The organism is Nocardia sp. CDC160 (assembly GCF_035818795.1).
Lineage (GTDB): Bacteria > Actinomycetota > Actinomycetes > Mycobacteriales > Mycobacteriaceae > Nocardia.
Map to the genome: position 1 here is coordinate 14,371 of NZ_JAYKYT010000004.1, position 25,010 is coordinate 39,380.

Here is a 25,010-nt window from a genome sequence, read left to right on the forward strand (position 1 = left end):
ACGCGCAATCGCGGTGCGGGCGGCGCCGCGCCCGCTTCACCCGCCGGTATCGAACCGGACGACAAAGTAGATACGGCCACACCGACGCGGGGATTGTCCTAGGTTCCCACTACTCTTGAGTACATGTCTGTACGCAGCCGCGCCGAATTCGACACCACCCTTTTGGACACGCTCAGGCGGCGTGTCGTGATCGGGGACGGTGCGATGGGCACGATGCTGCAGGCTGCGGATCTCACCCTGGACGATTTCCGTGGCCTCGAGGGATGCAACGAGATCCTCAACGAAACCCGCCCCGACGTGCTGCGGCACATTCACCGGTCGTACTTCGAGGCCGGTGCCGACGCGGTCGAGACCAATACCTTCGGATGCAACCTGCCCAACCTGGCCGACTACGACATCGCGGATCGGATTCGCGATCTGTCCGAGCGCGGCACCCGCCTCGCCCGCGAGGTCGCCGACGAGATGGGCAAGTCCGCGGACGGGACTCCCCGGTATGTGCTGGGGTCCATGGGCCCGGGCACCAAGCTGCCGACCCTGGGTCACGCGCCCTACGCCGCGCTGCGCGACGCCTACACCGAGGCCGCGCTCGGCATGCTCGACGGCGGCGCGGACGCCATTCTCATCGAGACCTGCCAGGACCTGCTGCAGGTCAAGGCCGCGGTGACCGGTAGCCACCGGGCCATGCAGGCCGCGGGCCGCCGGATTCCGATCATCACCCACGTGACCATGGAGACCACCGGCACCATGCTGGTCGGCTCCGAGATCGGCGCCGCGCTGACCGCGCTCGAGAAGCTGGGCATCGACATGATCGGGCTCAACTGCGCGACCGGTCCGGACGAGATGAGCGAGCACCTGCGGCATCTGTCCAAGCACGCGCAGCTGCCGGTGTCGGTGATGCCGAACGCCGGTCTGCCGATTCTGGGCGCGAAGGGCGCGGAATACCCGCTCACCGCCGAGGAACTGGCGGTCGCGCTCTCGCAGTTCGTGTCGGAGTTCGGGCTGTCGCTGGTCGGCGGCTGCTGTGGCACCACCCCCGAGCACATTCGGCAGGTGGCCGAGGCGGTGCGCGAGGTCGAGCAGGCCAAGCGCAACCCGGTGCACGAGCCGAGTGTCTCGTCGATCTACAGCGCGGTGCCGTTCGAGCAGGACGCCTCGATCCTGATGATCGGTGAGCGCACGAATGCCAACGGCTCCAAGGCCTTCCGCGAGGCCATGCTGGCCGGTGACTGGCAGAAGTGCCTCGACATCGCCAAGGATCAGACCCGCGACGGCGCGCACATGCTCGACCTGTGCGTGGACTACGTGGGTCGCGACGGCACCGCCGATATGGCCGAGCTGGCCTCGCGGCTGGCAACCGCGTCGACCCTGCCGATCATGCTGGACTCCACCGAAACCCCGGTGCTGAAGGCCGGTTTGGAGCATCTGGGTGGCCGCTGCGCCATCAACTCGGTGAACTACGAGGACGGCGACGGCCCGGATTCGCGCTTCCAGCAGACCATGGCGCTGGTCGCCGAACACGGTGCGGCCGTGGTGGCCTTGACCATCGACGAGGAGGGCCAGGCGCGCACCGCCGAGAAGAAGGTGGAGATCGCCGAGCGGCTCATCGCCGATATCACCGGCAACTGGGGTCTCGACGAGTCCGACATCATCATCGACACGCTGACCTTCACCCTGGGCACCGGCCAGGAGGAGTCGCGTCGCGACGGCATCGAAACCATCGAGGCCATCCGCGAACTCAAGCGCCGTCACCCGAATGTGCAGACCACACTGGGTCTTTCGAACATTTCCTTCGGCCTGAACCCGGCCGCGCGGCAGGTGCTCAACTCGGTGTTCATGCACGAATGCGTCCAGGCCGGACTGGATTCGGCCATCGTGCACGCCTCGAAGATCCTGCCCATGGCCCGGATTCCGGAAGAACAGCGCGAGGCGGCGCTGGATCTGGTTTACGACCGCCGCACCGAGGACTACGACCCGCTGCAGAAGCTCATGGCCCTGTTCGAGGGTGTCTCGGCGGCCTCGTCCAAGGCCTCGCGGGCCGAGGAGCTCGCGGCGCTGCCGCTGTTCGAGCGGTTGGCCCGGCGCATTGTGGACGGTGAGCGCAATGGCCTCGAGGCCGATCTGGATGCGGCCATGAAAGAGGTTCCGCCGCTGCAGATCATCAACGAGACGCTGCTGTCGGGCATGAAAACCGTTGGCGAGCTGTTCGGTTCGGGTCAGATGCAGCTGCCGTTCGTGCTGCAGTCGGCCGAGGTCATGAAAACCGCTGTGGCGCATCTGGAACCGCACATGGAGGCCACCGACGACTCGGGCAAGGGTCGCATCGTGCTGGCCACCGTCAAGGGTGACGTGCACGATATCGGCAAGAACCTGGTCGACATCATTCTGTCCAACAATGGCTACGAGGTCGTGAATCTCGGTATCAAGCAGCCGATCTCGGCGATCCTGGATGCCGCGGTGGACAAGAAGGCCGATGTCATCGGCATGTCCGGGCTGTTGGTGAAGTCCACGGTGGTCATGAAGGAGAACCTCGAGGAGATGAACGCCCGCGGCGTGGCCGCGCAGTTCCCGGTGCTCCTCGGTGGCGCTGCCCTGACGCGCGGCTATGTCGAGAACGATCTGACCGAGGTCTACGAGGGCGATGTGCACTACGCGCGCGACGCCTTCGAGGGCCTGCACCTGATGGACGAGATCATGAACCGCAAGCGCGGCGGCGGTCTGGACCCCAACTCGCCCGAGGCCATTGCCGAGGCCGAGAAGCTGGCCGAGCGCAAGGCCCGCCACGAGCGGTCCAAGCGGATCGCCGAGGAGCGCAAGGCCAAGGAGGTGCCCGTCGAGGTGCCCGAGCGCTCCGATGTGGCCGCGGGCCTGCCGGTGCCGACGCCGCCGTTCTGGGGCACGCGGATCATCAAGGGCCTGGCGGTGAACGAGTACTCCGGGCTGCTCGACGAGCGCGCGCTGTTCCTGGGCCAGTGGGGCCTGCGCGGCCAGCGTGGCGGCGACGGCCCCTCGTATGAGGAGCTGGTGGAGACCGAAGGCCGTCCGCGCCTGCGGTATTGGCTCGATCGCCTCATCGCCGAGGGCGTGTTGCAGCACGCCGCGGTTGTCTACGGGTATTTCCCGGCGGTTTCCGAGGGCGACGATGTGATTGTTCTCACCGAACCGAAACCCGATGCGCCGGAACGCTTCCGATTCACATTCCCGCGTCAACAGCGCGACCGGTTCCTCTGCATCGCCGATTTCATTCGCTCCCGCAAGGAGGCGATCGAAACCGGTCAGGTGGATGTGATGCCATTCCAACTGGTCACCATGGGTCAGCCCATCGCCGACTTCGCGAATGTGCTGTTCGCCGAGAACAACTACCGCGACTACCTCGAGGTGCACGGCATCGGCGTGCAACTCACCGAGGCGCTCGCCGAGTTTTGGCACCGTCGCATCCGGGAAGAGCTCACACTGGAAGGACATTCGGTCGCTGACGAGGATCCCGCCGATGTGCTGGATTACTTCAAACTCGGATACCGTGGCGCACGGTACTCGTTCGGTTATGGCGCCTGCCCGAACTTGGAGGATCGGGCCAAACTCGTAGAGCTGCTGGACGCCGGTCGGATCGGCGTGATCCTGTCGGAGGAACTGCAGCTGCATCCGGAGCAGTCGACGGATGCGTTCGTTCTGCTGCATCCGGAAGCCAAGTACTTCAACGCTTAATATCTTCACCAGGGTTTCCGGGCTTTCGCGCAGAGTTGCAGGGCGCTCGGCGCGAAAGCTTGCAGGAGGGGCATAACCACATGAGCTCAGACCGGCTGATTGCGGGGCGGTACCGACTAACGGATCCGATCGGCACCGGTGCGATGGGGGTCGTGTGGCGCGCGACCGATGTGCGACTGCGGCGCACCGTCGCGGTCAAGCAGCTGCTGCTGACACCGGGGCTGACCCGGTCGCAGGCCGTGGAGGCCAGGATGCGGGCGATGCGTGAGGGGCGCATCGCGGCGCGCCTGCATCACCCCAATGCCGTCACCGTGTTCGACGTGGCGGAGGAGGACGGCCAGCCCTGGCTGGTCATGGAGTACGTGGACGCCGTGAGCCTGGCGGCGTTGATGCGGGAGAAGGGCAGGCTCGCACCGACCGAGGTGGCCCGCATCGGGGCCAAGGTCGCCGAAGCGCTTGCCGCCGCGCACAAGGCCGGGATCGTGCACCGAGATGTCAAGCCCGCCAATATCCTTGTGGCCGACGACGGCACGGTGAAGATCACCGACTTCGGCATCTCGCGGGCCACCGGGGATGTCACCGTGACCTCGACCGGGTTCCTCGCCGGAACGCCCGCCTATCTCTCGCCGGAGGTGGCGCGCGGGGAGAACCCGGAACCGGCATCCGACGTATTCGCCTTGGGCTCAACGCTTTACGCCGCCGTGGAGGGCAAGCCGCCGTTCGGTGAGGGTGACAACCCGCTCGCGGTGCTGCACTCGGTGGCGCGGGCGCAGGTGCCGCAGCCCGTGCACGCGGCCGCGCTGGGGCCGGTGCTGATGGATCTGTTGGCCGCCGAGGCGGGGGACCGGCCGACCATGGCGCAGGCCGCGGACCGGCTGCAGGCGGTCGCGGAGGGCCGTGCGCCCGCCGCGCCGATCCCGGCGACCAAGGTGCTGCCGTCGGCGGAAGCCGCTGCGGCCGTGGACAGTTCGGCCAAGACCACGGTGCTGTCGACCTCGCGGACCGGTGCGCCGAGCAATGCCGAGGACGCGACCGTGCACGTCACCATGACCAAGGGCGCGGCGGGCGGGCCGCGCGGGACGGTGCCGAACGTGCCGCCGACCGGCCCGGCAGGCGTGAAAATCGGTGGCGGGGAGCGGAATCCGCGCCAGCTGGTGCTGATCGCCGCGGGTGTCGTCGGCGCGCTGATTCTGGCCACGGTCATCGCCATCGCGGTGAGCCGCACCGGTGGTGGTGATCACACCCAGGCGGGCGGAGGCAGTGTCACGACTCCGGTCTCCGCGCCGGTGACCTCCGCGCCGGAGAACCAGGGTCCCGCCGACGTCGGCACCCAGCAGCCCAGCCGGGAGGGCCAGGCGGGCGGTGCGACCCACGCACCGACCACGACCACACCGCCGCCGTCCTCGTCGGCGGCTCCCAGCTCGTCGGCGCGACCGACCACCACGCCCCCGGCGTCGACCACGCCGTTCGGTCCGCCCCCGGCGGCCTCGGTGACCTCGTTCATCCAGAGCTACTACGGCATGCTGCCGGGCAATGTGAGCGGCGCGTGGTCCATGCTGTCGCCCAGTTATCAGTCCGCCACCGGCGGGTACAACAGCTACGCCTCGTTCTGGGGCAGCATCTCCTCGGTCAGTGTGGGCGCGGTCACCGCCCAGGGCGAGAACCGTGCCGTCGCCACGCTCACCTATGTCTCCAAGAACGGTCAGGTCAGCACCGAGAACCGATGGTTCCAGGTGGATTCCTCGACCGGGCGGCTGCTGATCGCCGCGTCGGGGGTCTGACTCCGAACCGATAGTCTGAACCGGCCCCGTCACGGCGGGGCCGGTTCGGGTGTCTGTGGAAGGAGTGCGCGGGTGGTGGCGCGGTTGGATGCGGTGTTGTGGGACATGGACGGCACGCTGCTGGACTCGGAGAAGCTCTGGGACTTGGCCTTGCGTGAGTTGGCGGGCGAATACGGTCGCGACCTGACCGACGAGGTCCGCCACGCCCTCATCGGAGCCTCGGGCCCGAACGCCTTCCGCATTCTGTTCGAGGGACTGGGCATCGACCACACCCCCGACACCGTCGCCCACGGTGAGGCCTGGATGGAGCGCCGCGTCACCGAGCTGTTCCACGGCCCGGTCCCGTGGCGGCCCGGTGCCCGCGAGGCCCTCGAAATGCTGCGCGCCGCGGGCATTCCCATGGCCCTGGTGACCAATACCAAGCGCTCCCTGACGGAATTCGGCCTCAATACGATCGGCCGCGAGTTCTTCGGTGCGACCGTGTGTGCCGACGAGGTGCCGCACGGCAAGCCCGCCCCCGACCTGTATCTGCGCGCCGCCGAGCTCCTGGGTGTGGCACCGGAAAACGCTGTGGCGATCGAGGATTCGCCCACCGGGTCCATCGCGGCGCAATCCGCCGGATGCACCCTGCTGGTGGTCCCGTGCGAGGTCCCGGTCCCCGACGCCCCGGGCCGCACCTTCCGTGAGAGCCTCGTCGATCTGACCCTCGCCGATCTCGAAGACCTCCTGGTCACCCGCGCCGTCTCCTGACCCGCTTCCCATTCGTCCAAGTGCGGTCCGGCCGGGTGGCTTAACCTGCGCATATGGACAGCGTTCTGGAGCGACTGCGCGGCGTGTGCGTCGGACTGCCCGAAGTGACCGAGCGGCTCAGCCACGGCGAGCCGTGCTGGTTCGCGGGCGGTAAGAAGATGTTCGTCATGTTCGCCGACCATCACCATGACGATCGCCTCGGATTCTGGTGCGCCGCACCGCCCGGCGTGCAGGAGGAACTGGTGGCGGGTGAGCCGGAACGGTTCTTCCGGCCGCCGTACGTCGGGCATCGCGGATGGTTGGGCGTCTACCTGGACGTGCCCGTCGACTGGGTCGAGATCGGCGAGATCGTGACCGACGCCTATCGCACCGTCGCCTCGAAAAAGCTGGTGGCGGCCCTCGATACGAAATAGAACCGGCCCGGCGAGTGGGCCGGGCCGGTCGGGGATTTCCAGGGATCAGCGCAGGGGAGTGAAGAAGGTGCGCAGGTCGGCGGCGAGGTTGGTGGGGTCTTCCATGGCCGGGAAATGCAGGCCGCGTTCGAATTCCGTCCAGTGGGCGTCGGCGGGGGCCGGGACGACGCGGCGGACGGTTTCGTCCGCGCCGAAGATGGCGAAGCCCTGGGGGACGGCCGGGGGTGCGCCCCATTCGGTGGAGTGGGACTGTTCGTAGAGGGTGTGGGCGGCGCTGACGCCCGACGCGGTGAACCAGTACAGGCTGACCGTGGTGAGGAGTTGGTCGCGGTCGATGGGGAGATCGGTCCAGCTCTCGAATTTCTCGGCGATCCAGGCCGATTGGAGCAGCGGGGAGTCGACCAGGCCGTAGCCGATGGTCTGGGGGCGAGAGTTCTGGATGGCGAGGTAGCCGGAGCCCTCGCGGCGGAAGGCATCCATGCGGTCGAGGATGACCTTGTCGATGGGGTCGTTGGGGTCGAGGCGGTCGGCCATGCCGGGCAGGAAGGTGGCGACATTCGCGGCGGTCATGGGGTCGGTGACCACGTGGACCCCGGTCACGTGCTCCCCGTCGAGTGCCGCCACCAGACCGGACACCCCGCCGCCGACATCGCCGCCGTGCACGCCGTAGCGGTCGTAGCCGAGGCGGGCCATGAGTTCGATCCAGGCTCGGGCGGTGCGGGCCATGGTCCAGCCGGTGGCCGAGAGCGGGGTCGAGAGGGTGTAGCCGGGGAGCGAGGGGGCGATCACGTGGAAGGCCTGGCCCTCGGCCGGATCGGTGAGCAGGGGGATCAGGGTCAGGAACTCCGCGATGGAGCTGGGGAAGCCGTGGGTGATGAGCAGCGGCTGGGCGTCCGGGCGCGGCGAGCGGACGTGCAGGAAGTGAATGGTCTGACCGTCGATCTCGGTGGTGAACTGGGGGAAGGCATTGAGCTTGGCTTCCTGTGCCCGCCAATCGAATTCGGTGCGCCAGTAGTCGGCCAGCTCACGCAGGTTCGACTCGGGGATGCCGCGCTCCCAGCCCGTGCCGGGGAGCTGGGCGGCCCAGCGGGCACGGGCCAGGCGGTCGTGCAGGTAATCCAGCTCGGACTGGGGGACATCGAGGCGGAAAGTGCGAATCTCGGTGCTCATCAAGGTATTCCGTTCACTAGGAAGAATCTCTCCCGAGGCTCTTCATCTTGCGCTTGATAGCAAAGGTAGGAGCCATTGCGGAACGGTTCGTTCCGCAATTCCCGAATACGATCGAAGAATGTTGGAAACCTCCGCCCGCCTGCTGCGGCTGCTGTCGCTGCTGCAATCGCGGCGCGACTGGACCGGGGCCGATCTCGCCGCCCGGCTCGACGTCACCCCGCGCACTATTCGCAAGGACATGGACCGGCTGCGGGAACTCGGCTATCCGGTGGAAGCCCGGCCCGGCGTGGATGGTGGCTACCGCCTCGGGACGGGTGGGGCGCTGCCGCCGCTGCTGCTCGACGATGACGAGGCGGTGGCGGTCGCGGTCGGATTGCGCACCGCCGCAAGCGGTTCCGTGCTCGGCATCGAGGAGACCTCGCTGCGGGCGCTGACCAAACTCCAGCAGATTCTGCCGTCTCGGCTGCGGCATCGGGTGAGCGCGTTTCAGCATGCTCTACCCGTTCCCGTGCGCGGACCGCGCGTCAGCCCGGACATTCTGACCGCCGTCGCGGCTGCCTGCCGCGACCATGAACGACTGCGGTTCGACTACCGCACCCACGCGGGTTCGTCCGCGCGGCGCTCGGCCGAGCCCTATCGTCTGGTCAATCACGCTCAGCGCTGGTATCTGCTGGCCTGGGATCTCGACCGCGGCGATTGGCGCACGTTCCGGGTGGATCGCATGGACCCGCGGACTCCGACCGGTCCGCGCTTCACGCCGCGCGCACTGCCGCCCGATCGGGAGATCGCCTCGTATATCGAACGCGGAGTCGGCGAGGCGACGTGGCGGTTCCGTGCCCGCGTCATCGTTCACGCCCCCGCCGCTCACGTCCGCGCCCGCATCCCGATCCCCATCGACGTCGAAGAACTCGGCGACGACCACTGCGCGTTCACCCCCGGCTCCGACCATGCCGAGATGCTCGCGCTGTACCTGGGCCTGCTCGACGCCGACTTCGAGATCGTCGACTCACCGGAATTGGTCACGGCCCTACGGACTTTGATCGGCCGCTACCAGCGCGCCGTCGCCAGTGCGCCCTGACTCACATCGCGCGGTAGTGCGCGTCCAACACCGGCACGGGATCCAACTCCGAGATCTGATGCCCGGCATTGCAGTGATCGCTGAGATCCTTGCCATCGCGCGCCTGCACGATTCGCAGGTCGTCGACGACATCGCACAGGGACTCCGCCACCTTGGCCGCGTGCCGATACCCCGGCGCGTCCCGATCGGCCACCACCCACACCCGCCGCGCACCGCGCAGCCACTCGGCGTGATCCCGGTGCCACCCGTTCGCGCCACCCGCATTGCAGGTGGCCGTCAGCCCCGCGTGCGTCGCGGTCAGTACGTCGGCCTCGCCCTCGCACACGAAAATGTCACGCCCAGCGCGCACCGCGTCGATCACCTCCGGCAGATGGAACGGCACATGCGCGAATCCACCGTATTCCCAACCGTTCTCGGTCCGCCGCTGCTGATAGAAGCTCTTCACGTAGCCTTGCCGATGCAGGGTCTGCACCCGGAAGACACATCCGGCCGCGCTGCCATCCGGCCACCGGTAGATGTACGCGGCAACCCGCCGCGGCCTCCCGATCGGCGGCCCGAAATCCGGCTTGTGCACCGAAAGCGGCAGTCCCGCAGCCAGTATGGCCCGATCCGCCAACCCGGGCTCACTCGTCTCCCGGGTGAGCGCTCCGCGAGGCACCGGCGGCCCATCGAACAGATCCCGCACCCGAAGCCCCAACCGCTCCAACACATCCTCATCCGAGCACCCGGCAAAACACCGCACCACGGTCCGCTGCCGCTGGCGGTTGTAGACCACCCCTAGCGAGGGTCGATGGTGCCGCCCATCCGCCTCGTGTACCGGACACAAGTAGGTGGTCCACTCACCCCCGCGCTTCCCCGGCCCGGACACTCGATTCAATGTCCGGGTAATTGTCTCCCAAGACCCCTGACCATTCATGCGCCGGTCCTCTCACTACCGGTGTACCCGCATTGACGCAATTGTCAAACTGCGCGAATTCGCCTGTGGCGGTGCATATTCGGATGCAAGAACGGATGCGCGAACGGCCCGTGTGACACACGGAAACTCACGGCTCGCAGGAAAAGTGAGTGTTCACAATTCGAGGAAGAACCCGGGCGTGTCGCGGCGCGTGGCGGCAACAATGGGCGGCATGGTTGCGGTTGGGGGTTGGGCGGACGCGTCGGATGTGGATGGAACCGGGCAGTCGGTGCCTGGGGTGGATGGGGCGCGATATCCGTTGAACTCACCGGGGAGCGCGGGGTGGGAGGCCGCGGTCGCGGCGGCCCGGGCCGAACTCGCCGCGGACGGGTGTTGCGTCCTGCGTGGCTTCATTCGACCGGAGTTGTTGCCCACCTTGCGAAGTGAGGGCGTGGCGCTGGCTCCGCACGCGTACTACACGGTCGAGGACGTCAACGCCTACAACATTCCGCTGGATTCGCCACTGCCCGAGGATCATCCGGGACGCATCGTGCTGCGGCGCGGAAACGCCTTCGTGGCAAGGGATCTCATTCCCCGCGACGCGCTGATCCACCGGCTGTACATGGACGAGCGGTTTCAGCGGTTCGTGGCCGACTGCTTCGGGCTGGCGGAACTCCACGAGTACACCGATCCGCTGGCGGGGTTGTGCCTCAACGTCGTCGCGCCGGGCAACTCGCATCCCTGGCACTTCGACACCAACGAGTTCACCGTCAGCATGCTCACCCAGGCACCGGAAAGCGGTGGGGTGTTCGAGTATTGCCCGGGGATCCGGTCTCGGGAGGCGGAGAACTTTTCGGACGTGAAGGCCGTGCTCACCGGGGAAGGGGAGCGCTTCGTCAAGCGGCTGGAGCTGCGACCCGGTGATCTGCAGCTGTTTCAGGGGAGATTCTCGCTGCATCGGGTCGCACCCGTGGGTGGGTCGGTGCAACGACATTCGGCGATCTTCGCCTACAGCGATACGCCCGGACTGATCGGCACGGCCGAGCGGACCCGGCAGCTGTTCGGGCGGGTGACGCCGGATCATGTGGCCGTCGGCGAGGTCCGCGGCGACTCACTGCTCGACTGAGAGGGGACCAGCGCGTGCCGGTTTCGTTGCACAGCTCCACCGGGAAAGCCTCGTTCGACGACATCTACGACCGCGACGATCCGCGCGAGTATTACGCGCGGATGGCCGAATTGGATTATCAGATACCGGAATTGGCGAAACCTCATTTTCAGCGACTGCTGGCGGAATATCGAACCGCGACCGGCATCGCCGCACCCACCGTGCTGGATATCGGCTGCTCCTACGGCGTGAACGCGGCACTGTTGCGCCTCGACACCGGCATGGCCGAACTGGCCGAGCACTATCGCAGCACCGGTGACACCGAGAAACTCATCGACCGCGATCGAGAGCTGCTGGCCTCCGACGACCGCCTGCCCGGTGTCCGATTCGTCGGTATGGACGCCTCCCGGCCCGCCCTGGACTACGCGCGCGCCGCGGGCTTCCTCCAGGACATCGTGCACGCCGACCTGGAATCCGGCGACCCCACCGAGGCGCAGCGCCGCACCCTGGCCGGGGCCGATCTGATCATCTCCACCGGCTGCGTCGGCTACATCACCGAGCGCACACTCTTACGGGTCGCGCACGCGCACGGCGGAAAACTGCCGTGGATGGCCCATTTCGTGCTGCGCATGTTCTCCTACGATCCCATCGCCGCCGCCCTGGCCACCCTGGGCTATCGCACCGAACGCGCGCCCGGAATGTTCCGTCAGCGGCGTTTCGCCTCGGCGGACGAGCAGGCCCGGGTGCTGAACGCCTTGGCGGACAAGGGCATCGACACCACCGAATACGAATCGGACGGTTGGCTGTACGCGCAGCTCCACATTTCCCGTCCGAAAAAATGAAAAGACATGCCGGATTCACCTGCGAACAGCGCCGAATTGTTACGGTGAGGTCGTGGCACCAGCGAAGATCGTAATTGTCGGCGGTGGTTTCGCGGGCGTGGAGTGCGCCCGCTATCTGGAACGCCGCGTCAAGCCCGACGAGGCGTCGGTCCAACTCATCACGCCCGATGCGGGCCTGCTGTATCTGCCGCTGTTGCCGCAGGTCGCCTCCGGCACGCTCAATCCGCGCTCGGTCTCGGTGTCGCTGCGGCGGGTGCTGCGGCGCACCGAGGTGATTCCCAGCATGGCGGTCGGCGTCGATCCGAAGACCAGGCAGGTCATCGTGCGGCGGCACTCCGGTGAGGAATGCGCCTACGAATTCGATCACCTGGTCCTGGCCCCCGGCAGCATCACCCGCATCCAGGACGTGCCCGGGCTGAGCGAGCACGGATTCGGGATGAAGACGCTGTCGGAGGCCATGTACCTGCGCGACCACGTGCTGCGCCAGCTCGACGTGGCCGCCGTCACCGGGGAGGAGGATATCGACCGCGAGCGCCTCAATTTCGTCACCATCGGCGCGGGCTACGCGGGCACCGAGACCACCGCGGTGCTCAACAAGGTCTGCCAGGCCGCCGCCCGCCGCTACTTCCCGCAGGCCGAATCGACCATGGTGCGCTGGCATCTGGTCACCCACGGCGACCGGATCATGCCGGAGCTGGGTGAGCGACTGGGCCACGACGCGAAAAAGATTCTGGCCGAACGCGGCATCGAACTCATTTCGGGCGCCTCGGCGCAAGAGGTCACCGCGCGCGGTGTCACGCTCACCAATGGCCGATTCATTCCGACGCGCACGGTGCTATGGACGGCCGGGGTCGCGCCCAGCCCGCTGGCCGGACACCTCGGGGCCGACACCGATCACGGGCGCATTGTCGTCCACCCTGATTTCAGCGTGCCCGGATTGCAGGGGGTGTGGGCGCTCGGCGACGCGGCCGCGGTCCCCGATCTGGCCTCGGGCCCGGACAAGGTATGCCCGCCCACCGCGCAGCACGCCATGCGCCAGGGCAAGCACATGGCCAAGAATCTGCTCGCCACCCTGCGCGGGGGAGAGGTGAAGCCCTACCGGCACACGGACCTGGGGCTGGTGGTCGACCTCGGCGGCCGCGATGCCCTCGCCCGCCCGCTCAAAATCGGATTGCGGGGCATCCCAGCGCAATTCGTGACCCGCGGCTATCACCTGGGCGCGCTGCGCACGATCGTGGCGCGCACCCGGGTCGCCTTCGACTGGACCGTGCACGGACTCAGCGGCGACGACTTCCTGCGCATCGGCTACGGCGACTACCCGGTGCACACCATCGGCGGATTCGAGCAGACCGGATGCTATCTCAGCCCCGACGAGGTGGACGTGCGTTTGAAGACCCTGTGCGAGCCGGGATCCTCCGGCACCTGGCTCGCATGAAAACTGTTGTGGCGCAGTAAAGCAGCTCCCGTTCCCGGCGTGTCAGGATTCGCTCGAATCGCTGGCGCGCCGACCGGTTCGATGGCAAGAATGGGGGCGGTGACCGCTCGGGGGGCGGTCGCCCGTGTGCAAAGCCAGGCCACCCCTGACCCATCGACACCGAGGACACCCCTTGAGCGACAGCACCTTCGCATACGACGAGCAGCTGCCCCGCGTCCCGCTGCCCACGCTGGAGGAAAGCTGCACCCGATTCCTGCACTGGTGCGCGCCGCTGCTGACCTCCGACCAGTACGCCGCCACCGCGGCCGCCGTGGAGGACCTGCTGCGCCCCGACAGCCCCGCCCGCACCCTGCAGGCCGACCTGGAACGCTACGACCGCACCCCCGGCGTCGGTAGCTGGCTCGACGAGTTCTGGCCCTCGCGGTATCTGGGCCGCCGGGACCGAATCGCGTTGAACGCCAACTTCTTCTTCCTCTTCCGCGACGACACCGTGCTGGCCGCCTCGACCAGCGCCGACCAGAGCGAACGGGCCGCCGCGCTGATCTCGGCCGCGGTCAACTACAAGCTGCGCCTGGACAAGGAAGAAATCCCGCCCGCCACCCAGCGCGGGATCCGACTCAATATGGCGCAGAACAAGTTCCTGTTCTCCGAGACCCGCATCCCGAACACGCCGCAGGACACCGTGCGGGTGCCCTACAGCGAGGAATGGCCGGGACATTCGGAGGCGCGGCACATCGTTGTCTTCTACCGCGGCAACATGTTCCGGATGGACGTTATCGGGGCGGGCGGTGCGCCGTACACGCCCGAGGATCTCGTCGCCGGGCTGCGCGCCGTCATGAAGGCGGGCGCGCGCCGCGCGGCCACCAATGCCGCGCCCGGGCATCTGACCACCCTGGCCCGCGCCGACTGGGCCCCGGTGTACGCGGCGCTGCGGCCCACCAATGCCGCGGCCTTCGACACCATCGAGACGGCGCTGTTCTGTATCTGTCTGGAGGACTTCGCCCCTCGCGACACCCTGCACGCCTGCGATCAGCTGCTGCACGGCGACAGCGGCAATCGCTGGTTCGACAAGTCGGTGTCGTTCATCGTCTTCGCCGACGGCGAGGCGGGCATCAATGTCGAGCACTGCGGGCTCGACGGCACCACCATCCTGTCCTTCGTCGACACCCTGCTCGAAGCGCCGGTGACCGCGCACGCCGAGCAGTCCGGGGCGCAACCGCAGGGCCTGCCGGCCACCGAGCCCATCGAATTCGTGCTCGGTCCGGAGGCCAAGACCGAGATCGCCTCCGCCGCGGCCTCTTTCGCGCAGTACGCCGCCGACAACGCCACCACCACGGTGTCGTTCGACTTCGGCACCCAGCGGGCCAAGAGCCTGGGCATCTCCCCGGACGCCCTGGCGCAGCTGAGCTATCAGCTCGCGCACAAGCGCAGCAAGGGCCTCAATGGCGCGACCTACGAATCCATCGCCACCCGCCAGTTCCGCAATGGCCGCACCGAGGCCATGCGCGTGATCACCCCGGAAATGCTGGAATTCGTTGCGGCCATGGAGGATCCGGCGGTCGACCGCGATCGCAAACTGGTGGCCGCCCGCACCGCCGCCGAGGCGCACGTGCGCCGCGCCCAGGAATGCCAGCGCGGTGAGGCACCCGAGCAGCATCTGTGGGAGCTGCAGTGGATCCAGCGTCGCCGCGGCGCGCAGCTGGGGGCGACCGCGCCCATGGCCTTCTATGACAGCCCCGGCTGGATCATCACCCGCGACGACTACCTGAGCACCAGCTCCGCGCCGTCGGTGAACATCCGGTTCTTCGGTTTCGGCTCCACCAGCCCCAAGTGCATCGGCATCGCCTACGTGCTGTTGCCCGACCGCTGGAACCTCTACCTGGCCACACCCAAGCACGTCGCCCCGGCCATGCACGAGTTCGCCGAACAGCTGCGCGGGGCGGTGGCCGAACTGACCGAACTGCTCACCGTATAACCGATTGCGGGGAGTGTGCGCCCGTCTGAGAGAATCACTCCCCGTGAAATCTTTCGAAGCCCTGTTCGCCGAGCTGCAGGATCGTGCCGCCAACCGCCCCGAGGGGTCGGGCACCGTCGCCGCCCTGGACGCTGGCGTGCATGCGCAGGGCAAGAAGGTGCTCGAGGAGGCGGGTGAGGTCTGGATCGCCGCCGAGTACCAGAGCGATGAGGAACTGTCCGAGGAGATCTCGCAGCTGCTCTACTGGGTGCAGGTGCTGATGGTGGGCCGCGGCCTGCGGCTCGAGGACGTGTACCGACATCTGTGACGCGCCGGTGCGCCGCGCTCCCCGTGAGCGCGGCCGCCGTCGGATCGTCCCCCTGTCGTCACAGTCTTCCCTCCGTTCCGAAAGGACCTCCCATGCTTCGCGTCGCCGTCCCCAACAAGGGCGCACTCTCCGAATCCGCCGTCGGCATCCTCTCCGAGGCGGGCTACCGCAAGCGCACCGACTCGCGTGAGCTGAGCGTGCTCGACCCTGCCAACCAGGTCGAGTTCTACTTCCTGCGGCCCAAGGACATCGCCATCTACGTCGGCTCCGGCGAGCTCGACCTCGGCATCACCGGCCGCGACTTGGCGCTGGATTCCGGTGCGCCCGTGCAGGAACGGCTCGCGCTCGGCTTCGGCCGCTCCACCTTCCGCTACGCCGCCCCCGCCGGGCGCGACTGGAAGGTCGAGGACCTCTACGACAAGCGCATCGCCACCTCCTACCCGAACCTGGTGCTGCGGGACCTGGCCGCGCGCGGCATCGAAGCCGAGGTCATCCGCCTCGACGGCGCGGTCGAGATCTCCATCCAGCTCGGTGTCGCCGACGCCATCGCCGATGTGGTCGGGTCCGGGCGCACCCTGCGCCAGCACAATCTGGTCGCCTTCGGTGACTCGCTGTGCGCGTCGGAGGGTGTGCTGATCGAGGCCAAGGGCGCGGATCAGCACGACAAGGCCCGCAACCAGCTGGTGGCGCGCATTCAGGGCGTGGTGTTCGCCCAGCAGTACCTGATGCTGGACTACGACTGCCCCAAGGCGCTGCTCGAGGAGGCCGTGAAGATCACCCCGGGTCTGGAGTCGCCGACGGTGTCGCCGCTCACCGATCCCGAGTGGGTCGCCGTGCGCGCGCTGGTGCCGCGCAAGAACGGCAACGAACTCATGGATCAGCTCGCGGACCTCGGTGCCAAGGCCATCCTCGCCACTGACATCCGCTCCTGCCGCGCCTTCTAGTCCTCCGGTAGCAGGGCGGGCTCCGGACGGGGCTCGTCCTCACCGGACGGGAAAGGCGGTGGGGTGCCGCCGAATTCCGGGCATAGTCGCTTGAAATCGCAGTACTGGCACATCCACCCCGGACTCGGCGGGAACTCCCCGGTCTCGGCGGCGGTCACGATCGCCGCCCAGAGCGCGGAGAGGATCCGCTCGAAACGGAACAGCTCCTCGGGGTCGGGTCGGTAGGTGAGGGTGACACCGTCGGCCAGGTACATCAGCCGCAGTTCGGCCGGTGCCCGGCCCTGGGTGCGGAGCAGGACCAGCGCGTAGAACTTCAGCTGGAACAGCGCCCTGGTCTCGTAGGCCAGGCCCGGGGCGCGACCGGTCTTGTAGTCGATGACGGTGAGCTCGCCCGCGGCCGAGCGGTCCAGCCGGTCCACGATCCCGCGCAGGGGCGTGCCGTCGGGCAGCTCGGCCTCGATGAAGGTCTCGCAGGATTCGGGATCGAACCCGGTCGGGTCCTCGAGCCGGAAGTAGACGCCGACCAGCTTGCGGACCTCGGCGAGGAAGCCGTCGAGCTCCTCGGCGGGGACCAGGCCCGCCACCTCGGGCCGGGAGTCACGCACACCGGCCCAGGCGGGCTCGATGAGCGCGAGGGCCGCCTCGACATCGCGTTCGGCGGCGGGCAGGCCGAACAGGGCCTCCAGCACGGCGTGCACCACGGTGCCGCGCACGGCGGCCAGCGAGGGCGGCTCCGGAATCTGATCGATGACGCGCAGCCGGTACTTCAATGGACACTGCTTGAAATCGATTGCCCGCGAAGGAGACAGCGCGGGGCCCCGCGGGGCGAAGCGCTCTGTCTCCGGGGTACCGATCACGTCAACCGACATACCTGGCAGGCTAAACGCAGGCACCGACAAGGTGCGTGCGATCGAGCCGCAGCAAAATCGCGGCAACGCACGACGACGCGAATTCGCGACAACCACGCAGAACGGAGAAGCATGACGGCCAGACGGACCGGTCCTTTCGAGATCGGTGACCGGGTACAGCTGACCGACGCCAAGGGGCGCAAGTTCACGGTGATCCTGGAGGAGGGCAAGGAGTTCCACACCCACGCCGGGCACATCAAGCACGACGACCTCATCGGCGCCGACGAGGGCTGCGTGGTCACCTCCGCCAAGGGCACCCCCTACCTGGCACTTCGTCCCCTGCTCACCGACTACGTGCTGTCCATGCCGCGCGGCGCGGCGGTCATCTACCCGAAGGACGCCGCCCAGATCGTGCACGAGGGCGACATGTTCCCCGGCGCGAAGGTGCTCGAGGCGGGCGCGGGTTCGGGCGCGCTGACCTGTTCGCTGCTGCGCGCGGTCGGACCCGAGGGCAAGGTCATCTCCTGGGAGATCCGCGAGGACCACGCCGAGCACGCGGTCAAGAATGTCGAGCGCTTCTTCGGCGAACGCCCCGCCAATTGGGAACTCACCCTCGGCGATGTCGCCGACTACTCCGGCGAGCAGGTCGACCGGGTGATCCTGGACATGCTCAAGCCCTGGGACGCCCTAGAGACGGTTTCCAAGGTCCTCATCCCCGGCGGCGTCTTCCTCGCCTACGTGGCCACCACCACCCAGCTCTCCGAAGTGGTGGAAGCCCTGCGCCGCCAAGGCTGTTGGACCGAGCCGACCGCCTGGGAATCCATGGTCCGGCCCTGGCACGTGGTCGGCCTGGCGGTGCGCCCCGAGCATCGCATGCAGGGCCACACCGCGTTCCTGGTGAAGGCGCGCCGCCTCGCCGACGGCGTCACCGCCCCCAAGCCGCAGCGGCGTCCGTCCAAGGGCTGACGCGAAACATATCTCTCGACGCGAGAACCCCCGCCGAAGCTCGACGGGGGTTCTCGCGTATCAGCTTGCGCGCGGGCGGTTTTCCCCGCTCAGCAGGGCGCCTTGCCCATCGCCAGGATGGTGCAGGCGGTGCTTTCGGACAGCTGCCAGCCCGCGTCGGTGTGCTGCCAGGTCATGGGCACGCCCGGCATGGTGCCGTGCGGGGAGGAGATGGCGACCGAGGCATCGGCGTTGTCGCCGTTGGCCGCAACGCCCGAGACGGTCCAGCCGATGGTGCCGTAGTTGGCCAGGCCCTGGTTCATCTTGTCCAGGTTGGCGATGCGCGCGCCGCCATTGACCATGAGGTTCGCCTTGTCCGCAGCGGGAACCGACGGGTCGGTGAAGCGGGTCAGGGTCGACTGCAGTTCCTCGGCCGAGGGCGCGGGGGTGTCGGCTCCCGCGAGACCCGCGCCCGCGGTGAGCGCGACGGCGGCCGTGGCGACGGCCAGAGACAGACGAATCGAGCGAGCGAGCATGAACGAACGTGCCTTTCGTGAACTTTCGTGAATCGAGCGGTTGTTACTGGCAGGCCGCGCGGGCCATGCCGAGGATGGTGCACGCCCCGGCGTCGGACAGCTTCCACGCGCCGTCGCTGTAGGCGAAGGCCATCGGAACGTCCGGCATGGTGCCGTGTGGCGAGGTCACCGACACTTTCGCGTCGGCCTTGGTGCCGTCCTGTTTGATTTCGCCGACGGTGAACCCGACCTGGTAATGCGCCAGACCCTGGTTCATGGTGTCGATATTTCCGAGACGCTTGTCCCCATCGACGACTAACTTGGCCTTGTCGGCAGCCGGTTTGGCCGGGTCGGCGAAGGCCGTGAGGATGCCCTGCAGTGTCTCCGCGGTCGGCGCGGGCGCGGCGGCGGCCGTCGATGATGTGGTTTTGGAGGACGAAGAACCCTTGTCGTCCGAGCTGCAGCCGGTCAGAGTTGCCGTAACGGCGGCGAGGGCCGCGACGGTAGCCACGGAAACATGTAGCGTCCGCGTGACGTTGCGCATACCAGGGGTACGACTGGTGGGAAGGAGCATCAACGGCACCTTTCGGCTCGGTCCGGTGTTAACTCACCGGAAACAGGTTAGGGCAGGCTAACATGCCTGCTCGGCAGGTCGGCCGCAGCCTAGATGTGATCACGACGAAACCATGTCGGAAAGCGGGAACGGTTAGAGCCCGGTAGCGTTGATAGACCGGGACTGGGAGGAGCAGCATCATGAGCCCCATCGAACATTCGGATTCGGCAGCCTGGAGGGAACTCGAGGCGGTACGTGCCGAGGCCGCTGCACTCCGGAGGCAACTCGCCGACACGCCGGATCGCACACGGGAATTGGAAGCGCGCATCGATTCGCTGACGATTCGCAACACCAAACTGATGGACACCTTGAAGGAAGCGCGCCAGCAACTGGTCGCTCTCCGTGAGGAAGTGGATCGCCTCGGCCAGCCACCTTCGGGCTACGGCGTCCTCATCGGCGTGTATGACGATCAGACGGTCGATGTGTTCACTTCGGGGCGCAAGATGCGGCTGACGTGTTCGCCGAATATCGACACCACCACCCTGACTTACGGTCAAACCGTGCGCCTCAACGAGGCGTTGACCGTGGTCGAGGCGGGCAGCTTCGATGCCATCGGCGAGATCGGCACGCTGCGTGAGATTCTCGACGACGGGCGTCGCGCCCTGGTCGTCGGGCATGCCGACGAGGAGCGGGTGGTCTGGTTGTCCGGACCGCTGGCCGCGCTGGTCGACGTGGACGATCTGGAGGATCCGGATCGCCCGATTCGCAAACTGCGGCCGGGTGATTCGCTGCTGGTCGACACCAAGGCCGGATTCGCCTTCGAGCGGATTCCCAAGGCCGAGGTCGAGGATCTGGTCCTAGAAGAGGTGCCCGACGTCAACTACGAGGACATCGGCGGCCTCTCGCGCCAGATCGAGCAGATCCGCGACGCGGTCGAATTGCCGTTCCTGCACAAGGATCTGTTCCGCGAGTACGCGCTGCGGCCGCCCAAGGGCGTGCTGCTCTACGGCCCGCCCGGTTGCGGTAAGACGCTGATCGCCAAGGCCGTCGCGAATTCCCTCGCGAAGAAGATCGCCGAGGCGCGCGGTGAGGATGCCAAGGAGGCCAAGTCCTTCTTCCTCAACATCAAGGGTCCCGAGCTGCTCAACAAGTTCGTGGGCGAGACCGAGCGCCACATTCGGATCATCTTCCAGCGGGCTCGCGAGAAGGCGTCCGAGGGCACTCCCGTGATCGTGTTCTTCGACGAGATGGACTCGATCTTCCGCACCCGCGGTTCGGGTGTCTCCTCCGATGTGGAGACCACCGTTGTGCCGCAGCTGCTCTCGGAGATCGACGGCGTCGAGGGCCTCGAGAACGTGATCGTGATCGGTGCCTCCAACCGCGAGGACATGATCGACCCCGCGATCCTGCGGCCCGGCCGCCTGGACGTGAAGATCAAGATCGAACGCCCGGATGCCGAAGCGGCGATGGACATCTTCTCCAAGTACCTCACGGAGACGCTGCCCCTGCGCTCGGAGGATCTGGAGGAGTTCGACGGCGATCGCAGCAAGTGCGTGCAGGCCACCATCGAACGCGTGGTGGACCGCATGTACGCCGAGAGCGAGGACAACCGCTTCCTGGAGGTCACCTACGCCAACGGTGACAAGGAAGTCCTGTACTTCAAGGACTTCAACTCCGGCGCCATGATCCAGAACATCGTGGACCGGGCCAAGAAGTACGCCATCAAGTCCGTCCTCGAAACCGGCAACCCGGGCCTGAGTATCCAGCATCTCTACGATTCCATCGTTGACGAGTTCTCCGAAAACGAAGACCTCCCCAACACCACGAATCCCGATGACTGGGCCCGCATCTCCGGCAAGAAGGGCGAACGCATCGTCTACATCCGCACCTTGGTGACGGGCAAGAACGCCAGCGCCAGCCGCGCCATCGACACCGAGTCCAACACCGGCCAGTACCTGTAGGCCGGGAAACTACAAGGGGCTCGCATCCTTTCGGATGCGAGCCCCTTGCTTGTCGCCAGTGCTGTTGCCCTAGCGGGTGAACCCGCCAGCGATGCCCTGATCAGTTTGCGTTGCCTGATCCTGTGCCTGTTTGGACTGGTCGATCTGTTGTTGCTGTTGCTGCTGAACCTGGTTCAGATCGTCGGAGATGTCCGCATGTGCGGTTACAGCGCCGAGGGAGATCGGTGCGGCAACGGCGATGAGCGCTGCCGCAAAGCTCGTTCTGATGTTCATTCCCACCCTGCTTTCACATCGAGTTTCGTACTTGTCGATCTCGTGCGTCGAGTCATGGACTCTCGAAAACCGTAGAGCGCCAAGGTGATAGAAAGCAACGGGTGCGTCGGTCAGCTGATTCCGGGGATGAAGCCGGGGTAGACCCAGTGGCTGACGCCGCCGCCCGGGGCGCTGGAGCCGGTGATGTTGGGGAAGTTGGCCTGCAGGCGCTTGAGCTTGTGGGGGTTGCCGTCGGCGTCGGCCTGCCAGCAATCGGTGTCGACACCGTGGAATCCCGCGCAGACGACCCGGGTGGAGTTGCCGTAGGGCGAGGTCAGGCGAGGCTGGTTGACGAAGGGGTTCCAGTAGTCCAGGTCGGAGGGCGTGAGGAAACCGGTCGCGTCGTGGACGTAGATCGGGCTACTCGGCGACTGAACCGGCCAATCGTCGGCCGCGGCGGTTCCGGTGCCGAGAGTGAAAGCGGTGCCGACGGCGGCCGCGGCGAGTGCGAATCGGGTAGTGCGTCGGGCGAGCGTATTCACATATCCCTCCAAACAACGTCGATTGATGTATCGCATCGATGAGCCAATCGCTTGGCCCCGGGCGACTGTAACCGACTCTGTGGTATCGGTGATGGTGATCACATCGCCATCACCGTGAGTTTGGTTGGGTCGGTTGTTATTTGGCGGGGGTGTAGATCTGGTTGATCACGCCGGTGGTGAAGGTTTCGGCTGAGGTGAGCTTCAGGTCGATGGGGTTGTCGAGGTTGTCGAACCAGCGGGCGCCCTTGCCGAGGATGACGGGGTGGACGAAGAGTTGGAGTTGGTCGAGGAGGTTGGCGCGGAGGAGGGACTGGACGAGGGTGAGGCTGCCGGTGATGGCGATGTCGCCTCCCTCGGAGGCTTTGAGGGCTTTCAGTTCCGTCGGGATGTCGCCGGTGATGATTTCGGTGTTGTTCCAGGTGGCTTCGGTCAGGGTGGTGGTGACTACGTACTTCTTCTGGTTGTTCATGAATGCGGCGAACTCGTCGTCGCTGGTGGGCCAGTGGGCGGCGAATTCCTCGTATTGCACTCGGCCGAGGAGCATGGCGTCGGAGGTGGCCATGGCTGCGCCGATGGCGGCGCCCATTTCGTCGTTGAAGTAGGGGAAGTGCCAGGTGTCGGGTGCTTCGGCGACGCCGTCGGCGGAAACGAAAAGGCTGGAAATGATTTTGCGCATGGGATTTCTCCATCAGGCGTGAACCGTACAGTACAGTTCTGTGGTGAACTGAACAGTACGGTACACTCTGGAGCGTGTCAATCGAGAGCAGTGCGGCCGAGCAGGCGCGTCAGCGCATTATGGAAGCCGCGATGGAGGTGTTCCTGCGCGACGGGTACGTCGGCGCGAAGACGGACGAGATCGCCGCTGTCGCAGGGTCTTCGAAGCAGACGATCTATAAGCGGTTCGGCAGCAAGGACAAGCTGTTCGAACACATTGTGCTGGATCGGCTCGAGGGGATCGACAAGATCTTTCGCGAGGCCATCGGTGAACTCGCCGCCACCGACGATGTGGAGTCGACGCTGCGCGATGTCGCCCACCGATTCGTCTACCTGCTCACCAGAACCGCGCAACTGCGCGTCCGGCGATTGGTCATCGCCGAGGCCGGACGTTTCCCGCACCTGGGCCGCGCCTATTTCGACGCGGGGCCCGAACGCGTGCACGCCATGCTCGCCTCCTGTTTCGCACAGCTGACCGAGCGCGGCCTACTGAACGTCGACGACCCGGACCTGGCGGCGAATCACTTTACGTGGCTGGTGGTTTCGATCCCGGTCAACAAGGTCATGTTCTGCGGTGACGACACCGAGTTCAGCGCCGCGGAACTCGACCGATACGCCGATTCTGGGGTCGAGGTCTTTCTCGCCGCGTACCGGCCTCAGGGGCGACGGGCACGGCGGTAGGTCGGTCTCGCCTCGGCGGCCGTGGCGAGATGGTGTGCGACCTCGGGGATTTCGGCGTCGCGGAGGGCGGCGACGGTGAGGCGGAGGTGGTCGGTGTGGGGGTGATCGGTGACCTCGAAGGGGCCACCGGGGGCGGCCTTGATGCCCGCGGCGGCGAGGGAGATGAGGGCGGCGTTCTCGTCGGCGACGGGGAACCAGAGGTTGATGCCGTCGCCGGTGGGGAGATGAATATCGTGGCGGGACAGGGACTTTCGGAGCGACTCGGCGCGGGCGCGGTAGATGGTGCGGGCGGTGGTGACGGTGGCCCGGGCGGCGTCGTCGGTGAGCATGTGGAGCAGGACGCGTTGAAGCAGGCGAGAGGACCAGCCGGGGCCCAGCATGCGGCGTTCGAGGAGCGGGTCGAGGTAGGCGGCGGGGCCGCCCACGGCCGCGAGTCGCAGGTCGGCACCATGAGATTTGGAGTACGAGCGGATGTGGACCGTGCGGGCGGGTAGGCGGGTGGCCAGGGAACGCAGCGGGGCATGGGTGATGCCCGCGCTGTGATCATCCTCGATGATCAGGGGTGCGGCACCGGCGACCACGGCCGCGTCGGCCAGGACGTCGGCGAGTTGGCGGACGCGTTGGGCCGTGAGCGAGGCCCCGGTCGGATTCTGCGCCCGAGGTTGCAGCAGCACCGCGACGGGGGCGTGGGCGGCCAGCGCGGCGGACAGGCGGTCGGCGAGCATGCCGGACCGGTCCACCTCCACCGGCACGGGGCGGGCGGCCAGGCGGGCGAGCATGTCCAAAAAGGGTGGGAAACACGGGTTTTCGACGATCACGGCATCGCCGAGGCGGACATGGGCGGCGAGCAGCCGGTCGACGGCGTCGAGCGCGCCGTCGAGCACGGTGAATCGCTCGGCGCGCGCGGGCCAGTCGGCGCGCACGGCGGCCTCCAGTTCGGGCAGGACGGCCTCGCCGAGATAGGTGGCCGAGAGATCGTCGCGGCTTTCGCCGCCGAGCGCGCGCAGGGCCGAGGTCAGATCGGGCAGCAGCGCCGGATCGGGGGTGCCGCGCGAAAGATCGATGCGAAAAGCGTTGTCGGACTGCGGATGCAGCCGCTGATAGCGGCCGACGGAGGGTGTGGTCCACAGGTGCGGCAGGTCCTCGACAAACGTGCCCGCTCGACCCCGGGCCACAATGGCCCCGGCCGCGGCCAGCGCGCGCCACGCCTGATTGACGGTGGCGGGGGAGACCCGCAACTCCCGCGCCACCTCGCGGACCGTCGGCAGGCGGGTACCCGGCGGGAGCGCGCCCGAGCGAATCCGGTGGCTGATCACCGCGGCGATGCCGGTGGCGGTGCGGTCGTGCACGGCCCTCGCCAAGGCGGCCGCGGCATCGTTGGCGGCGGTGTGGTGCACGGCGACGGCGGGATGCGCCGGGGCCGTGGTGTCGGTCGGGTCGGCGGTGTCGTTGGAGATGGCATCGTCCCCGGCCGCGTGGGGTGGTCCGAGTTCGGTTGTCACAGTGCGATTCTGCGTGCCTGGTCGGAGGGTTCGTCAGATCCGGGTCGGAGGATTTACGGTCACGAAATCGTTTCCATCAACTTGTAACACAAGCGGATTC

General features: G+C 67.2%; 23 protein-coding genes. 14 read left to right on the forward strand and 9 right to left on the reverse strand.

The genetic code is table 11. From position 1 onward, the window contains the following. Positions 1-123: 123 nt before the first annotated feature. The 4 genes from metH (at position 124) to VMT40_RS21350 (ending at position 6,646) form a co-directional block, all read left to right on the forward strand. Positions 124-3,702, forward strand: a complete 3,579-nt coding sequence (metH, locus tag VMT40_RS21335; protein ID WP_326360304.1) for a methionine synthase — start codon at positions 124-126, stop codon at positions 3,700-3,702. Positions 3,703-3,782: 80 nt separating this feature from the next. Further along, positions 3,783-5,483 (forward strand): serine/threonine-protein kinase, encoded by a 1,701-nt coding sequence (locus tag VMT40_RS21340; RefSeq protein WP_326360305.1) that lies wholly within the window; start codon positions 3,783-3,785, stop codon positions 5,481-5,483. 72 nt (positions 5,484-5,555) lie between these two features. Continuing rightward, positions 5,556-6,233 (forward strand): HAD family hydrolase, encoded by a 678-nt coding sequence (locus VMT40_RS21345; protein ID WP_326360306.1) that lies wholly within the window; start codon positions 5,556-5,558, stop codon positions 6,231-6,233. A gap of 53 nt (positions 6,234-6,286) precedes the next feature. Then, positions 6,287-6,646: an MmcQ/YjbR family DNA-binding protein gene (locus tag VMT40_RS21350; protein WP_326360308.1), complete on the forward strand. Its 360-nt coding sequence runs from the start codon at positions 6,287-6,289 to the stop codon at positions 6,644-6,646. Between the two features lie 45 nt (positions 6,647-6,691). Here the strand turns inward: VMT40_RS21350 and VMT40_RS21355 are convergent, their stop codons facing one another. Further along, the gene (locus VMT40_RS21355; protein ID WP_326360310.1) at positions 6,692-7,816 is read right to left on the reverse strand and encodes an epoxide hydrolase family protein; all 1,125 of its coding nucleotides are present in this window, start codon (positions 7,814-7,816) and stop codon (positions 6,692-6,694) included. Between the two features lie 118 nt (positions 7,817-7,934). On the opposite strand from VMT40_RS21355, the gene VMT40_RS21360 reads away from it, so the two are divergent. After that, on the forward strand, positions 7,935-8,894 hold the full coding sequence (locus VMT40_RS21360) for a helix-turn-helix transcriptional regulator (RefSeq protein ID WP_326360312.1): 960 nt from the start codon (positions 7,935-7,937) through the stop codon (positions 8,892-8,894). A gap of 1 nt (position 8,895) precedes the next feature. Here the strand turns inward: VMT40_RS21360 and VMT40_RS21365 are convergent, their stop codons facing one another. After that, positions 8,896-9,669: a toprim domain-containing protein gene (locus VMT40_RS21365; RefSeq protein ID WP_326360313.1), complete on the reverse strand. Its 774-nt coding sequence runs from the start codon at positions 9,667-9,669 to the stop codon at positions 8,896-8,898. Between the two features lie 352 nt (positions 9,670-10,021). Between VMT40_RS21365 and VMT40_RS21370 the strand changes: the two genes are divergently transcribed. From VMT40_RS21370 to hisG, 6 genes are all read left to right on the forward strand, one after another. Next, positions 10,022-10,915: a HalD/BesD family halogenase gene (locus VMT40_RS21370; protein ID WP_326360314.1), complete on the forward strand. Its 894-nt coding sequence runs from the start codon at positions 10,022-10,024 to the stop codon at positions 10,913-10,915. Between the two features lie 14 nt (positions 10,916-10,929). Continuing rightward, complete coding sequence (locus VMT40_RS21375) at positions 10,930-11,736, forward strand: class I SAM-dependent methyltransferase (protein WP_326360315.1); 807 nt, start codon at positions 10,930-10,932, stop codon at positions 11,734-11,736. 52 nt (positions 11,737-11,788) lie between these two features. Beyond that, the gene (locus VMT40_RS21380) at positions 11,789-13,171 is read left to right on the forward strand and encodes an NAD(P)/FAD-dependent oxidoreductase (protein ID WP_326360317.1); all 1,383 of its coding nucleotides are present in this window, start codon (positions 11,789-11,791) and stop codon (positions 13,169-13,171) included. Positions 13,172-13,343: 172 nt separating this feature from the next. Then, complete coding sequence (locus VMT40_RS21385) at positions 13,344-15,146, forward strand: choline/carnitine O-acyltransferase (RefSeq protein ID WP_326360318.1); 1,803 nt, start codon at positions 13,344-13,346, stop codon at positions 15,144-15,146. 43 nt (positions 15,147-15,189) lie between these two features. Further along, positions 15,190-15,453, forward strand: a complete 264-nt coding sequence (locus tag VMT40_RS21390) for a phosphoribosyl-ATP diphosphatase (RefSeq protein ID WP_033085388.1) — start codon at positions 15,190-15,192, stop codon at positions 15,451-15,453. A gap of 92 nt (positions 15,454-15,545) precedes the next feature. Beyond that, on the forward strand, positions 15,546-16,397 hold the full coding sequence (hisG, locus tag VMT40_RS21395; protein WP_326360320.1) for an ATP phosphoribosyltransferase: 852 nt from the start codon (positions 15,546-15,548) through the stop codon (positions 16,395-16,397). Here the strand turns inward: hisG and VMT40_RS21400 are convergent. Further along, positions 16,394-17,266: a RecB family exonuclease gene (locus tag VMT40_RS21400; RefSeq protein WP_326360321.1), complete on the reverse strand. Its 873-nt coding sequence runs from the start codon at positions 17,264-17,266 to the stop codon at positions 16,394-16,396. The two genes, hisG and VMT40_RS21400, sit on opposite strands and share 4 nt — an antisense overlap. Positions 17,267-17,377: 111 nt before the next feature. Here VMT40_RS21400 and VMT40_RS21405 point away from each other — a divergent pair, with 111 nt between their 5' ends. After that, the gene (locus VMT40_RS21405) at positions 17,378-18,211 is read left to right on the forward strand and encodes a tRNA (adenine-N1)-methyltransferase (RefSeq protein WP_326360322.1); all 834 of its coding nucleotides are present in this window, start codon (positions 17,378-17,380) and stop codon (positions 18,209-18,211) included. An 89-nt stretch (positions 18,212-18,300) separates the two neighbouring features. On the opposite strand, the gene VMT40_RS21410 is transcribed toward VMT40_RS21405, so the two are convergent. Both VMT40_RS21410 and VMT40_RS21415 read right to left on the reverse strand, forming a co-directional pair. Beyond that, positions 18,301-18,726 (reverse strand): hypothetical protein, encoded by a 426-nt coding sequence (locus tag VMT40_RS21410; RefSeq protein WP_326360323.1) that lies wholly within the window; start codon positions 18,724-18,726, stop codon positions 18,301-18,303. A 43-nt stretch (positions 18,727-18,769) separates the two neighbouring features. Then, on the reverse strand, positions 18,770-19,216 hold the full coding sequence (locus tag VMT40_RS21415; protein ID WP_326360325.1) for a hypothetical protein: 447 nt from the start codon (positions 19,214-19,216) through the stop codon (positions 18,770-18,772). Between the two features lie 242 nt (positions 19,217-19,458). Between VMT40_RS21415 and arc the strand changes: the two genes are divergently transcribed. Further along, entirely contained in the window at positions 19,459-21,219 is a 1,761-nt protein-coding gene (gene arc, locus VMT40_RS21420) for a proteasome ATPase (RefSeq protein WP_326360326.1), read from the forward strand. 69 nt (positions 21,220-21,288) lie between these two features. On the opposite strand, the gene VMT40_RS21425 is transcribed toward arc, so the two are convergent. From VMT40_RS21425 to VMT40_RS21435, 3 genes are all read right to left on the reverse strand, one after another. Then, on the reverse strand, positions 21,289-21,492 hold the full coding sequence (locus tag VMT40_RS21425; protein ID WP_326360327.1) for a hypothetical protein: 204 nt from the start codon (positions 21,490-21,492) through the stop codon (positions 21,289-21,291). Positions 21,493-21,602: 110 nt separating this feature from the next. Continuing rightward, entirely contained in the window at positions 21,603-22,013 is a 411-nt protein-coding gene (locus VMT40_RS21430) for a hypothetical protein (protein ID WP_326360329.1), read from the reverse strand. Between the two features lie 136 nt (positions 22,014-22,149). Beyond that, positions 22,150-22,689 carry a dihydrofolate reductase family protein gene (locus VMT40_RS21435; protein WP_326360330.1) on the reverse strand — a complete coding sequence of 180 codons (540 nt, stop codon included), beginning with the start codon at positions 22,687-22,689 and terminating at the stop codon, positions 22,150-22,152. A 74-nt stretch (positions 22,690-22,763) separates the two neighbouring features. Here VMT40_RS21435 and VMT40_RS21440 point away from each other — a divergent pair, with 74 nt between their 5' ends. Beyond that, positions 22,764-23,408, forward strand: a complete 645-nt coding sequence (locus VMT40_RS21440) for a TetR/AcrR family transcriptional regulator (protein WP_326360332.1) — start codon at positions 22,764-22,766, stop codon at positions 23,406-23,408. On the opposite strand, the gene VMT40_RS21445 is transcribed toward VMT40_RS21440, so the two are convergent. Continuing rightward, on the reverse strand, positions 23,384-24,910 hold the full coding sequence (locus VMT40_RS21445; protein ID WP_326360333.1) for an aminotransferase class I/II-fold pyridoxal phosphate-dependent enzyme: 1,527 nt from the start codon (positions 24,908-24,910) through the stop codon (positions 23,384-23,386). The two genes, VMT40_RS21440 and VMT40_RS21445, sit on opposite strands and share 25 nt — an antisense overlap. Positions 24,911-25,010 lie beyond the last annotated feature (100 nt).